At 71.5% G+C, this 12,953-nt stretch carries 12 protein-coding genes; 9 read left to right on the top strand and 3 right to left on the bottom strand.

What is annotated here, in order from left to right:
* The first annotated feature begins 39 nt into the window (after nucleotides 1-39).
* Genes FHX52_RS19210 through FHX52_RS19220 form a run of 3 tightly spaced genes read left to right on the top strand, consistent with a single transcriptional unit; the run spans nucleotide 40 to nucleotide 3,254 of the window.
* On the top strand, nucleotides 40-945 hold the full coding sequence (locus tag FHX52_RS19210; protein ID WP_185747392.1) for an AAA family ATPase: 906 nt from the start codon (nucleotides 40-42) through the stop codon (nucleotides 943-945).
* Between the two features lie 7 nt (nucleotides 946-952).
* Entirely contained in the window at nucleotides 953-2,095 is a 1,143-nt protein-coding gene (locus FHX52_RS19215) for a vWA domain-containing protein (protein WP_141823989.1), read from the top strand.
* Nucleotides 2,088-3,254: an XdhC family protein gene (locus FHX52_RS19220; RefSeq protein WP_141823990.1), complete on the top strand. Its 1,167-nt coding sequence runs from the start codon at nucleotides 2,088-2,090 to the stop codon at nucleotides 3,252-3,254. Before FHX52_RS19215 ends, FHX52_RS19220 begins: the two co-directional genes overlap by 8 nt.
* 76 nt (nucleotides 3,255-3,330) lie before the next feature.
* Here FHX52_RS19220 and FHX52_RS19225 read toward each other — a convergent pair whose 3' ends face one another.
* Complete coding sequence (locus FHX52_RS19225) at nucleotides 3,331-3,966, bottom strand: hypothetical protein (protein ID WP_141823991.1); 636 nt, start codon at nucleotides 3,964-3,966, stop codon at nucleotides 3,331-3,333.
* A gap of 158 nt (nucleotides 3,967-4,124) precedes the next feature.
* Here FHX52_RS19225 and FHX52_RS19230 point away from each other — a divergent pair, with 158 nt between their 5' ends.
* On the top strand, nucleotides 4,125-4,835 hold the full coding sequence (locus FHX52_RS19230) for a FadR/GntR family transcriptional regulator (protein WP_185747393.1): 711 nt from the start codon (nucleotides 4,125-4,127) through the stop codon (nucleotides 4,833-4,835).
* 109 nt (nucleotides 4,836-4,944) lie between these two features.
* On the opposite strand, the gene mgrA is transcribed toward FHX52_RS19230, so the two are convergent.
* A complete protein-coding gene (gene mgrA / locus FHX52_RS19235) occupies nucleotides 4,945-5,988 on the bottom strand; it encodes an L-glyceraldehyde 3-phosphate reductase (protein WP_141823993.1) in 1,044 nt (347 codons plus the stop codon).
* Nucleotides 5,989-6,083: 95 nt separating this feature from the next.
* On the opposite strand from mgrA, the gene FHX52_RS19240 reads away from it, so the two are divergent.
* From FHX52_RS19240 to FHX52_RS19260, 5 genes are all read left to right on the top strand, one after another.
* Nucleotides 6,084-6,566, top strand: a complete 483-nt coding sequence (locus FHX52_RS19240) for a (2Fe-2S)-binding protein (protein ID WP_141823994.1) — start codon at nucleotides 6,084-6,086, stop codon at nucleotides 6,564-6,566.
* On the top strand, nucleotides 6,563-9,067 hold the full coding sequence (locus FHX52_RS19245; RefSeq protein ID WP_141823995.1) for a xanthine dehydrogenase family protein molybdopterin-binding subunit: 2,505 nt from the start codon (nucleotides 6,563-6,565) through the stop codon (nucleotides 9,065-9,067). Before FHX52_RS19240 ends, FHX52_RS19245 begins: the two co-directional genes overlap by 4 nt.
* Nucleotides 9,064-9,921 (top strand): FAD binding domain-containing protein, encoded by an 858-nt coding sequence (locus FHX52_RS19250; protein ID WP_141823996.1) that lies wholly within the window; start codon nucleotides 9,064-9,066, stop codon nucleotides 9,919-9,921. Before FHX52_RS19245 ends, FHX52_RS19250 begins: the two co-directional genes overlap by 4 nt.
* Nucleotides 9,922-9,928: 7 nt before the next feature.
* Entirely contained in the window at nucleotides 9,929-10,741 is an 813-nt protein-coding gene (locus FHX52_RS19255) for an SRPBCC family protein (RefSeq protein ID WP_141823997.1), read from the top strand.
* A 183-nt stretch (nucleotides 10,742-10,924) separates the two neighbouring features.
* The gene (locus FHX52_RS19260) at nucleotides 10,925-11,584 is read left to right on the top strand and encodes an SDR family oxidoreductase (protein WP_141823998.1); all 660 of its coding nucleotides are present in this window, start codon (nucleotides 10,925-10,927) and stop codon (nucleotides 11,582-11,584) included.
* Between the two features lie 146 nt (nucleotides 11,585-11,730).
* Here the strand turns inward: FHX52_RS19260 and FHX52_RS19265 are convergent, their stop codons facing one another.
* Entirely contained in the window at nucleotides 11,731-12,678 is a 948-nt protein-coding gene (locus tag FHX52_RS19265; protein WP_141824777.1) for an ornithine cyclodeaminase family protein, read from the bottom strand.
* Nucleotides 12,679-12,953 lie beyond the last annotated feature (275 nt).

Genomic DNA, 12,953 nt, shown 5'->3' on the forward strand with positions numbered 1-12,953 from the left:
CCCGCCAGTCGCGGCCCACCGCTTCCGCAACCTGCGTCGATGAGTGATGCTCAGGGGGTGGATCACCTGTTCGCCAGTGCCGACGACGTCACGGCTGCCCTCGCCCGCACCGGCTACCTTGCCGACGAGGCCCTCGCGACCATCACCTTCCTCGCGACGCGCCTCTCCCGCCCGATCCTGCTCGAGGGCGAGCCCGGAACCGGCAAGACCGCCCTCGCCGAGGCGCTCGCCACCACCCTCGACCTCCAGCTCATCCGGCTCCAGTGCTACGAGGGCATCGACGCGACGCAGGCCCTCTACGACTGGGACTTTCCGCGCCAGATCCTCCACCTGCGCACCGTCGAGGCTCTGAGCCGCGACGAGCACCGCGACCCCCAAGCCCTCGAGGCCGAGCTCTTCGACGAGCGCTTCCTCCTCGCCCGCCCCGTGCTCCAGGCCCTGCGCGAAGCCCCGTGCGTCCTGCTCATCGACGAGATCGACCGCGCCGACGACGAGTTCGAGGCCTTCCTCCTCGAGGTCCTCAGCACCTGGCAGGTGACGATCCCCGAGCTAGGCACCATCGCAGCCGCCACCCCGCCCATCGTCGTGCTCACCTCCAACCGCACCCGCGAGCTGCACGACGCGCTCAAGCGCCGCTGCCTCTACCACTGGATCGACCACCCGGGTCTCGCCCGCGAGCTCGAGATCGTGCGCACCCGGCTCCCCGAGGTCAGCGCCGCCCTCGCCGAGCAGGTTGTCACCCTCGTCCAGCGCCTCCGCACGAGCGGCGACCTCATCAAGCCGCCGGGCGTCGCCGAGACGCTCGACTGGGCGCGCGCCCTCGAGACCGTCGGCGCGACCCGTCTCGACCCCGAGGTCGCCGCCGCGACCCTCGGTGCCGCCCTGAAGTACCGCGAGGACTCCGAGCGGATCCGCGCGTCGCTCGACAAGCTCCTCACCGCGTGAGCAGGACATGACCACCGGCGCCATCGACCTCGCCGCCCGGACCCCGCCCCGGGAGCCGGCCCCCGACGAGCTGCTCCTCGGCTTCGCCCGCGCGCTGCGCGCAGCCGGCATCGGCGTCACCGCCGACCGCGAGCGCACCTTCCTCGTCGCCGTCGCGACGGTCGGCATCGACGAGCGCTCGCACGTCTACTGGGCCGGCCGCGCGACCCTCACGTCGACGCCCGCCGACTTCGCGGCATACGACGAGGTCTTCGAGCGCTGGTTCGGCGGCGAGGTGATCAAGCCCGGCCAGCGCGTTGACGTCGTGCGCCCGCCCGTCGTGCAGGCGCCGCTCGACAGCGGCGAGGGTGAGGGCGGCGACGAAGGCGACGTCGACTCCGTGCAGGCCAAGGCGAGCGCGCAGGAGATCCTCCGCCACCGTGACGTCGCCAGCCTCACCCCGGCTGACCGGGCCGCCGCGGCGCGCGTCTTCGCAACCTTGCAGCCCCGATGCCCCCGGCGCCGCGCCCGCCGCCACGTGCGCGGGCGCAGCGGCGCGATCGACGGGCCCGCCACCCTCCGCGAGCAGCTGCGGCGGATGGGCGAGCCCGGCCGCATCCACCACCGCCGCCGCGGGGTCCGCGCCCGCCGCGTCGTGCTGCTCATCGACGTCTCGGGGTCGATGAGCCCGTATGCCGACAGCCTCCTTCGTCTCGCCCACGCCTACGTGCGCCGGGCTGAGCACGTCGAGGTCTTCACGATGGGCACCCGCCTCACGCACGTGACCCGAGCGCTCACCGAGCGCGACCCCGACCGTGCGCTCGCAGCCGCCGGTCGCGTCGTGCCCGACTGGTCGGGCGGCACCCGGCTCGGCGACTCGATCGGCGCCTTCCTCGACCGCTGGGGGCGGCGCGGCATGGCGAGGGGCGCCGTCGTCGTCGTCTTCTCCGACGGCTGGGAGCGCGAGGGGCCCGAGGTGCTCGGCGAGCAGATGCGCCGGCTCGCCGCCCTCGCCCACCGCGTGGTCTGGGCCAACCCGCACCGCGGCAAGGTCGGCTACGAGCCGGTGCAGCAGGGCATCGTCGCGGCCCTGCCGCACATCGACGACTTCGTCGCCGGGCACTCGCTCGCGACGTTCGAGGAGCTGATCGAGGTGGTCGCCCATGCGTGAGGTGATGAACGAGCTGATGCAGTGGTGGTCGGCCGGCGAGACCGTCGGCGTCGGCACCGTCGTCGGCACGTGGCGCTCGGCGCCGCGCCAACCCGGCGCGTCGATGCTCGTCGGGCCCGGCGGCGAGGCCGTCGGCTCCGTGTCGGGCGGCTGCGTCGAGGGCGCCGTCTACGAGCTCGCCCAGGAGGTCGTCGCGTCCGGTCGGCCGGTCCTCCAGCGCTACGGCGTGAGCGACGACGACGCGTATGCCGTGGGGCTGACCTGCGGGGGCATCCTCGACGTCTTCGTCGAGAAGGTCTCACCCGAGACCTTCCCCGAGCTCGGTGCAGTCGCGGCAGACATCGATGCCGGACGGCCCGTCGCCGTCGTGACCGTCATCGAGCACCCCGAGCCCACCTGGGTCGGACGCCGGATCGTCGTCCACAACGAAGACGAGGGCGACGAGGCGACCTCCGTGCTCGGATCGCTCGGCAGTGGCCGGGCCGACGACGCCCTGCGCGACGACGCGAGGGGCCTGCTGGCACAAGGTCGCTCGGCGATCCTCACCTACGGACCCGACGGTGAGCGGCGCGGCGAGGGCATGCGGGTCTTCGTCGCCGCCCATGCCCCCAAGCCGCGGATGCTCGTCTTCGGCGCCATCGACTTCGCGGCCGCGGTGGCCCGGGTCGGCGGCTTCCTCGGCTACCACGTCACCGTCTGCGACGCCCGGCCCGTCTTTGCGACGAAGACGCGCTTTCCCGGCGCCGACGAGGTGATCGTCAAGTGGCCGCACGACTACCTCCAGGGCGAGGTCGACGAGGGCAGGATCGACGCGCGCACCGTCATCGCGGTGCTCACCCACGACCCGAAGTTCGACGTGCCGCTGCTCGAGGTCGCCCTGCGCCTGCCGGAGGTCGCCTACATCGGTGCCATGGGCTCGCGCCGCACCCACGAGGACCGCCTCGAGCGCCTCCGTGAGGCTGGCCTCACTGACGACGAGCTGGCCCGGATGAGCTCGCCGATCGGCCTCGACCTCGGCGCCCGCACTCCCGAGGAGACGGCCGTCTCGATCGCCGCCGAGATCATCGCGCTGCGGTGGGGCGGCGCCGGCGAGCGTCTCGCGGTCACGGAGGGGCCCATCCACCACCATGCTGCGCACGACACGCACGTCGGCAGCTGACCCGCCTCCTTGCCGTCGCTCCCGTCGACCGGCGAGGTGCTCGCCGTACGTTCCGCGCGAGCGGCACCGGCGACGCTCAAGATCCTGATGCGCCGGCGTCCGTGATCCGCCAGGTGTCGTTGTTGCAGATCCCGTTGCGGGTGTCGATCACCCGCCCGTCAGGTGTGCGGGCCTCGAGGCGCAGAGTGCGGTAGCAGCCGTCGAGGGCGAGGAAGGGTCGGTCGCCCTGCGCGGACTCTCCCGGCGCGAGCGTGGTCCACTGACGCAGGTCATCGACTCCGGTGAACACGACGATCGTGTTCGACGAGGCGTTGACCACGGTCGGGTGCGGGTCGTTCGCCCTGGTGTCCAGCGCACCGTTCGCGGCGAGGAGAGAGGTCACAGCCGCAAACAGGCCCGCGGCCACGACGAGTGAACCTGCGGCGCGAGACCTGCGACGGATCTTCCTTCCCAGCCACACGACGAGACCGGTCGTCGCCACGATCGCGAGGCTCAGGGTCACCGACAGCCAGACCTCGTAGGTAGGGCTCCACGACAGGACCGAGAGTGTGACGCCGGTCGTGAGATAGAGCATGCACGGGAGACCGACGACGAGGACGGCGATCGCCAGCGTCACGCGGCCCGCGACCCCTGCTCGTTGCTGCGGTTGCTCGGGATGCGGCTGGTCGGCTCCAGGGCCGGGGTCTGTCTGATTCGGCGATGCGGTTGACATGACACGCGCTCCTTCCCCCAACGCTAGTTCGCCGGTGCGGCCTCGTCCGTTCGACGTGGCGAACGAGACACCACGTGTGACGGGTGGGGCGAGGTGCCGTCGAGGCACAGGGGCAGGCACTTGAAGATGTGACCACTTGGGTGGCAGGCTCACCCCCCGTGAGTCATTCGGGGTTCGGCCCCGTCACCCGCCAGCCGGTGACGCAGGAGGTCTTCGCTGAGCTCCGCGACGCCATCCTCACGGGCCGGCTCTCCCCCGGTGACGCCGTGCCGGCCGAGCGTGAGCTCGCGCTGTCCTTCGGCGTCAACCGCTACACCGTGCGCGAGGCCCTGCAGCGGCTGCAGCACGCCGGTTTCGTGCGCATCGTCCCCGGAGGGCGCACGACCGTCCGCGACGTGCGCGCCACCGCCGGCCTCGACCTGCTCGCCCACCTCGCGGAGGTGGCCGGCGAGCCGGACCCGTCCATCGTGCGCGACGGGCTCGAGATGCGCCGCTCCATCGGTCGCGAGGCCGCCCGCCTCGCCGCCGCCCGTGGCACCGCGGAGTCGCACGCCCGCATCATCGCCAGCTGCGTCGACTACTGCGACGACGCCCACCCCGACGCCGACCGGTCCTTCTGGCGCGAGATCGTCGAGTCGAGCAACAACTTCGCGTTCCGGCTCGCCCTCAACTCGCTCGAGCGCGCCGTCGACTCGTGGCCCGACTCGATGGACCCCGTTCTCGCTGCCGACCGCGCCGACCTGCTGCCCCACGCGCCGCTCGCCGAGGCCATCGCCGCCCGCGACGTCGAGCGCGCAGCCGACCTCGCCGACGCCATCCTCAGCCAGGCCGTCGACACGTGGAGCGCGCTCAGCGGCGCCACCGGCTGACGAGCAGGTATGCCGTCCGACCCGGTCCCAGCCGACGCGCGATCTGCGCTCGCGTCGGGGACCCGGCCGGACGGCATACCGGCGTGGTGGCCTGAGTGCTCGGGAGCGCTCAGTGGGCGCTCGAGCGCTTCCAGAGGTTGATGCCGCCCTCGACGGCATGGGTGTCGATCTTGGCGAGCTCCTCGGGGGTGAAGTCGAGGTTGTCGAGCGATCCGAGGCTGTTCTCGAGCTGCTGGACCGACGACGCGCCGATGAGCACCGACGTGACGCGCTCGTCGCGCAGGATCCACGCGAGCGCCATCTGCGCGAGCGACTGACCGCGGGCCTTCGCCATGCGGTTGAGCGCGCGGATGTGCTTGAGGTTCTGATCGCTGAGCAGCTTCGGCGAGAGCGACTTGCCCTGCGCCGCGCGTGAGCCGGCGGGCACGCCCTTGAGGTACTTGTCGGTGAGCATGCCCTGCGCGAGCGGCGAGAAGGCGATGCAGCCGACGCCCTCCTCACCGAGCACGTCGAGCAGGTCCTCCTCGACCCAGCGGTTGAGCATCGAGTAGCTCGGCTGGTGGATGAGCAGCGGGGTGCCGAGCTCGCGCAGGATCTGCACGGCCTCGCGGGTGCGTGGGCCCGAGTAGGACGAGATGCCGACATAGAGCGCCTTGCCCTGGCGCACCGCCGTGTCGAGCGCACCCATCGTCTCCTCGAGCGGCGTCGTCTCGTCGAAGCGGTGGCTGTAGAAGATGTCGACGTAGTCGACGCCCATCCGCTGGAGCGACTGGTCGAGCGAGGAGAGGACGTACTTGCGGCTGCCGCCGCCCTGGCCGTAGGGGCCGGGCCACATGTCGTAGCCCGCCTTGGTCGAGAGGATCAGCTCGTCGCGGTAGCGCCTGAAGTCCTGCGCGTAGATCGCGCCGAAGTTGCGCTCCGCGGAGCCGTAGGGCGGGCCGTAGTTGTTCGCGAGGTCGAAGTGCGTCACCCCGAGGTCGAAGGCACGGCGCAGGGTCGCGCGCTGGCGATCGAGCGGCACATCGTCGCCGAAGTTGTGCCAGAGGCCGAGCGAGACCGCCGGCAGGTCGAGCCCCGACCGGCCCGTGCGGCGGTAGGTCATGGAGTCGTAGCGCGATCGGAGGGCCTGGTAGTCGTCGGCGTGCAGCGTCATGGGGAACAGTCTGCCCCCAGCCCTTGTCAGGTAGTTGAACGGGAGCGAGACTCAGGGCGGGGAAGTCACTGCAGCGCGGCAGGAGGACATGAAGCATGAGTCGAATCACGGTGATCGTCGACGGTGTGAGCTACACCGACGAGGTCGAGCCCCGGACCCTCTTGGTCCACTACCTACGAGAGACGGTCGGCAAGACCGGCACGGTCGTCGGTTGCGACACGAGCAACTGCGGGGCCTGCACGGTCCACCTCGACGGCACCAGCGTCAAGTCGTGCAACGTCCTCGCCGTCCAGGCGGACGGGCACGAGGTCACGACGATCGAGGGCCTCAGCGAGAACGGCGAGCTGCACCCGGTGCAGAAGGCCTTCCACGAGTGCCACGCCCTCCAGTGCGGCTACTGCACGCCCGGCATGATCATGCAGGCGTGTGACGTGCTGAAGAACAACCCGAACCCGAGCGAGCAGGAGATCCGCGAGGGTCTCGAGGGCAACCTCTGCCGCTGCACCGGCTACCACAACATCGTCAAGGCCGTGCAGCAGGCGGCCGGCGAGCTGAGCTCGCAGGCGGTGTCGTCATGACGATCACCGACGACCGCACCGACACCGCGGCACCCGAGCTCGAGATCGGCAAGGCCCGGCGCCGCAAGGAGGACCAGCGGCTCATCACCGGTCGCACCCGCTGGACCGACAACATCCAGCTGCCCGGCATGCTGCACCTCGCCATGGTGCGCAGCCCCTTTGCGCACGCGACGATCACGGCGATCGACACGTCCGAGGCCAAGGCCGCTCCCGGCGTCATCGACGTCGTCACCGGCGCCGACATCAAGGACGTGCAGGGCGTCAACGCCAACGCGTGGCCGATCACGCCCGACCAGGTCACGCCCACCCACCTGCCGGTCGCGGTCGAGCGGGTCGCGTGCGCCGGCGAGATCGTGGCCGTCGTCGTCGCCCGCAGCGCGGCTGCCGCGCGCGACGCCGCCGAGCTCGTCGACGTCGACTACGACGAGCTGCCGGCCGTGCTCGACCTCAAGGAGGCGGCGGCCGACACGGTCCTCGCCCACCCCGACCTGGGCACGAACAAGTCCGCCTTCTGGAAGCTCGACTCGGCGGAGGCCGGCACCGGCGGCGACGTCGACGCGGCGATCGCCAAGGCCCGCGCCGACGGTGTCGTCATCGAGCGCGAGTTCCGCCAGCAGCGGCTCATCCCCGCCTTCATGGAGCCGCGCTCGGTCGTCGTCGACCCGACGGGCGAGCAGATGGTCGTCTGGTCGGCCACGCAGATCCCGCACATCCTGCGCTTCCTCATCTCGGCGACGATGGGCATCCCCGAGTCGAAGGTGCGCGTCATCGCGCCCGACGTGGGCGGCGGCTTCGGCGGCAAGCTGCAGACGACGCCCGAGGAGTTCGCGACGATCGCGGTCGCCCGGCGCCTCGGCAAGCCCTGCAAGTACACCGAGACCCGGTCGGAGTCGCTGCTCTCGGGCCACCACGGCCGCGACCAGTGGCAGAAGCTGACGCTGTCGGCCGAGAAGGACGGCACGGTCACCGGCTTCAAGGTCGAGCTGCTCGCCGACATGGGCGCCTACGTCGCCATCGTCGGCGGCGGCGTGCCGGTGCTCGGCGCGTGGATGTTCAACTCGATCTACAAGTTCCCCGCCTACCAGTTCAACTGCCAGACGGTGCTCACCAACAAGACGTGGGTCGACGCCTACCGCGGCGCCGGTCGCCCCGAGGCGACCTTCGGGATCGAGCGGATGATGGACGAGCTCGCAGCCGAGCTCGGACGCGACCCGCTCGAGGTGCGCGAGCAGAACTGGATCACGCACGAGGAGTTCCCCTTCACGACGGTCGCGGGCATGACCTATGACTCGGGCAACTACGAGGCGGCGACCGCCAGGGCCAAGGAGCTCTTCGGCTACGACGAGCTTCGAGCCGAGCAGCAGCGCCGCCGCGAGAGCAACGACCCCGTGCAGCTGGGCATCGGCGTCTCGACCTTCACCGAGATGTGTGGCCTCGCGCCGTCACGCATCCTCGGCCAGCTGAGCTACGGCGCCGGCGGCTGGGAGCACGCGAGCATCCGCATGCTCGCGACCGGCAAGGTCGAGGTCGTCACGGGTGTCTCGCCACACGGCCAGGGCCACGAGACGGCATGGAGCCAGATCGTCGCCGACCGGCTCGGCGTGCCCTTCGAGGACGTCGAGGTGCTGCACGGCGACACGCAGACCTCACCGCGCGGACTCGACACCTACGGCTCGCGCTCGCTCGTCGTCGGAGCCGAGGCCGTCGTCCGGGCCGCCGACAAGGTCATCGACAAGGCCAAGGTCTTCGCCGCCCACCTGCTCGAGGCGAGCGAGGACGACCTGGAGTTCAAGGCCGGCCGGTTCGGCGTCAAGGGCACCGACAAGGGCATCGGCATCGCCGAGATCGCGCTGGCGACCTTCACGGCGCACAACCTCCCCGACGGGGCTGAGCCCAGCATCGACGCCGACGCTACCTTCGACCCCGACAACTTCTCCTTCCCCCACGGCACGCACCTGTGCGCCATGGAGGTCGACACGGAGACCGGGGCGACGACGATGCGCAAGTACGTCTGCGTCGACGACATCGGCACGATCATCAACCCGCTCATCGTCGAGGGCCAGGTGCACGGTGGCCTCGTCCAGGGCATCGCGCAGGCCCTGTGGGAGGGCGCGGAGTACGACGAGCAGGGCACCCTCGTGACCGGCTCGTTCGTCGACTACACCCTGCCGACCGCGGCCGACACGATCAGCTTCATCACCGACCACACGACCTCGCCGTCGACGACGAACACCTTGGGCACCAAGGGAGTCGGCGAGGCCGGCACCATCGCGTCGACCCCGGCGGTCGTCAACGCGATCATCGACGCGGTGCGCCCGCTCGGCGTCGACGACATCGTCATGCCGTGCACGCCCGAGCGGGTGTGGAAGGCGATCCAGGCCGGGCAGGCGGTGTCCCACGAGGGCGAGCGCGCCGCTGCGCCGCACTTCGACGAGGCCACGCCCAACCAGGACCCGGGCGCCGGCAGTCCCAGCACCACGACCGAAGGGAGCGACCAGTGATCCCCGCACAGTTCGACTACATCGCGCCCGGCTCGGTCGAGGAGGCCATCAGCGCGCTCGCCGAGCACGGTGACGACGCCAAGGTGCTCGCCGGTGGCCAGTCGCTGCTGCCCATCCTGCGGATGCGGCTCAACGCTCCGGGGTTCGTCATCGACCTCGGCCGCATCGGCGAGCTCCAGGGCATCACCGAGGAGGGTGACACCCTCGTCATCGGCGCCATGACGACGTATGCCGCCGTGCTGGCCTCCGAGGCCGTCGGGACGCATGCCGCCCTGCTGTCCAAGGCGATCCAGACCGTGGCGGACCCGCAGATCCGCCACCGCGGCACGATCGGCGGCGCCCTCGTGCACGCCGACCCGGCCGGTGACGTCGGTGCTCCGGCGCTGGCCCTCGGTGCGGAGTTCGTCATCGCAGGGCCGGGCGGCTCGACCCGCACGGTCGCCGGCGACGACTTCTTCGAGGACCTCTTCACGACCGCTGTCGGCGAGGGCGAGCTGCTCACGCAGATCCGCGTGCCCAAGCACACGGGCTGGGGAGCGCACTACGAGAAGTTCGTGCGCGTCAGCCACCAGTGGTCGATCGTCGGCATCGCGGCGACGGTGCGCAGCGAGGGCGGCTCGATCGCCGAGGCCCGGGTCGGCCTGACCAACATGGGCTCGACCCCCCTGCGCGCTCGTGCGGTCGAGGACGCCCTCGTCGGGCAGCCCGCGACCGACGAGGCCGTGCGCGCTGCGGTGGCCTCGGTGGCCGAGGGCACCAACCCGCCCTCCGACCTCAACGGCGACTCCGACTACCGCAAGCACCTCGCCACGGTGCTGACGCGGCGCGCGGTGCTCGCCGCGGCCGGGGCGTGATCGCCGGATGGAGCTGACGCACTCCTTCACCGTGCCGACCTCGGTCGACGACGCGTGGGCGCTCTTCATGGACCTCGAGAAGGTCGGCGGGTGCTTCCCGGGCGCGACCGTGACGGAGGTGTCGGAGGAGAGCTTCTCCGGCACGGTCAAGGTCAAGCTCGGCCCGATCGCCCTGCTCTACTCCGGCTCCGGGTCCTTCGTCGAGCGTGACGACGCGGCCCACCGGGCGGTGATCGAGGCCAAGGGCAAGGACAAGCGCGGCAACGGCACGGCCGGGGCGTCGGTGACCATCGAGCTCTCGCCCGACGGCACCGGCACCCGCGCCGACGTCGTCACCGACCTCGCCGTCACGGGCAAGCCGGCACAGTTCGGCCGGGGCGTCATGCAGGACGTGTCGGACAAGCTGCTCATGGCGTTCATCGCGTGCATCGAGACACGCCTCGGCGAGGGCGACGGCGGTGGCGTCGAGGCGGGTGCGGCTGAGGCCGGTCCCGCTGAGGCGGGCGCTGCAGAGGCGGGAGTCGTCGAGGCTGCAGGCGCTGCGACTGCCGACGGCACGGCCATCGCTCCGGAGGCTTCGTCCGGCGCGGCGGCAGCGGCTTCGCCAGCCACGCCGGTGACGCCGGGGCCAGCGGCGCCGCGCCCGGCGGCATACCCGCCCGGGCCGCGGCTGGTGCCCTCCTCGGTCGAGGAGGACGACGCGCTCGACCTCGGGTCGGCCGTCATGCCGGTTCTCGTCAAGCGCTACGCGGGGTATGCCGTGGCGGCGTTCGTCGGCCTCGTCATCGGGATCCTCCTCGGGCGGCGCGGCAACGACTGACCCGCATCCAATCGAAAGAGCAGTTCGTCGCCGTCGAGCGGGCCCCCGCGGTCACGCGGAAGGGCGACGAACTGCTCTTTCGATTGTGGGGGCCGCGCTTTGGGGGGCCGGGCGACGACGAACTGCTCTTTCGATTGCTGGGGAGGGGGCGCGGTGCTCAGGTTGCTCTGAGATGGTGGAGGCATGTCTCGCATCACGCTCATCGGCGGCCACGGCAAGGTGGCTCTGCTCGCTGCTCCCCTCCTCGTCGACGACGGCCACGAGGTCATCTCGGTCGTGCGCAACCCTGACCACGTCGCCGACACGGAGGCGACGGGCGCGACCGCCCTCGTCCTCGACGTCGAGAACTCCACGACCGAGCAGATCGCCGAGGCGCTGCGCGGGAGCGACGTCGTCGTGTGGTCCGCGGGTGCCGGCGGCGGCAGTCCCGAGCGGACGTATGCCGTCGACCGCGACGCTGCGATCCGTTCGATGGCGGCCGCCGCCGAGGCCGGGGTCGAGCGCTATGTCATGGTCAGCTACTTCGGCGCCGGGCCCGACCACGGGGTCTCTCCGGACAACGGCTTCTATGCCTACGCCGAGGCCAAGGCCGCTGCCGACGAGCACCTCAAGGGCACGGACCTCGCGTGGACGATCCTGCGGCCGAGCGGGCTGACGCTCGAGGACGCGACCGGCCACATCGAGTCGGGCGCGGGCGTCGCCGCAGGGTCGGTGTCACGCGACAACGTCGCGCACGTCATCCGCTCGGTCGTCGGGCACCCGGAGACCACCGCCCGGCGCATCATCGCCTTCAACGACGGCCTGACCCCGATCGAGGACGTCATCCACCCCCGCACCGACTGACCCCGTCGAGTGGCCAGTTCTTGCCGCGTCCTCCCCGTCGAGTGGCCAGTTCGTGCCGCTTCTCCCTCGTCGAGTGGCCACTTCGTGCCGCCTCTCCCTCGTCGAGTGGCCACTTCGTGCCGCGTCCTCCCCGTCGAGTGGCCAGGCTAGAGGCGGGTGGCGTGCTCGGCCACGACGAGGTCCTGCCACGCCATACCTACGCCCTTGAACACGTTCGACCGGTCGGTCGCCCGCGTGATGCGTCCGCACACGAGGTCGGTCAGCGTGCTCACGCCGCCCCATTCGAGCGCGCCGTCGGCGACGGCGAGCACGACGTCGCCAGCCTCGCGGCGGGCGGTCGCGAGGTCCTCGACGACGACGAGTGACCGGCCCAGGAGGTCGCTGCCGAGCTCGCGCCGGTCGGGCTCGTGCGATCCGATGGCGATGACGCACGCTCCGTCGCGGACCCAGGACCCGTCGAGCACGGGGGCCTCAGCCGTGGTGGCCGTGACGATGACGTCCGCTGAGCGCACCGCCTCCTCGAGGGCCTGCCGGTCAGTGACGGCCAGTGCCTCAACGCGCGGTGCGCCGTCGAGGCCACGGACGCGGTTCGCCGCGGAGCGGGCGCGGTCGAGTGCTCGCCCGGCAACGGTGATCGACGTAGGGCTCCGGATGGCGAGGATCGCCTCTGCGTGGCCGACGGCCTGAGGTCCGCTGCCCATGATGACGACCCGCGAAACCTCCTGCGGCGCAAGGCAGTCGATGGCGACGGCGGACACGGCGGGGGTGCGCAGGGTCGTGAGGGCGGCGCCGTCGAGCAGCGCCGACGGTGTGAGTGTGGCCGCGTCGAAGAGCACGTAGACCGCCTGGATCCGCTCGAGCCCCTTGCTCGGGTTGCCCGGCGCCACCGTGGCAACCTTCACCCCCGCGGCCCGGCGAGAGGCCGACGGCATGACGAGCAGCTGTCCGTCCCCGGCAGACAAAGACGTCCGTGCCGGCTCGGCCGCCGGGTCGAGGCCGTCGACGAGGGCCTGTCTGATGAGACGGCGTGCTCGGTCCGCGGACACCGCACGTCGAAGGGCGGTCGCGTCGACCCAGCGGGGCTGCTCCGTCATCACGGCCCAGACTGTATGCCGTCCAAGGCACGTTGCAGGCTTGGGCAGGGTCGCGTGTGACGACGAGGCCACTCGAGTGGGTGAGGGTTGTCGCGAGAGGGGGGCGGACGGCATACCTGAGGGGCGGTGGTGGCACGCGTGTGACGACGAGGCCACTCGACGAGTTGGGGCGCGTGTGACGACGGGGCCACTCGAGGTGGTGGGGGCGGACGGCATACCCCGGCGTGGTGCGTCGACGCCCACGCGGGTCGTAGGCTCGGGTGGGCCGTCCACCA

This window comes from Humibacillus xanthopallidus (assembly GCF_006717145.1).
Lineage (GTDB): Bacteria > Actinomycetota > Actinomycetes > Actinomycetales > Dermatophilaceae > Humibacillus > Humibacillus xanthopallidus.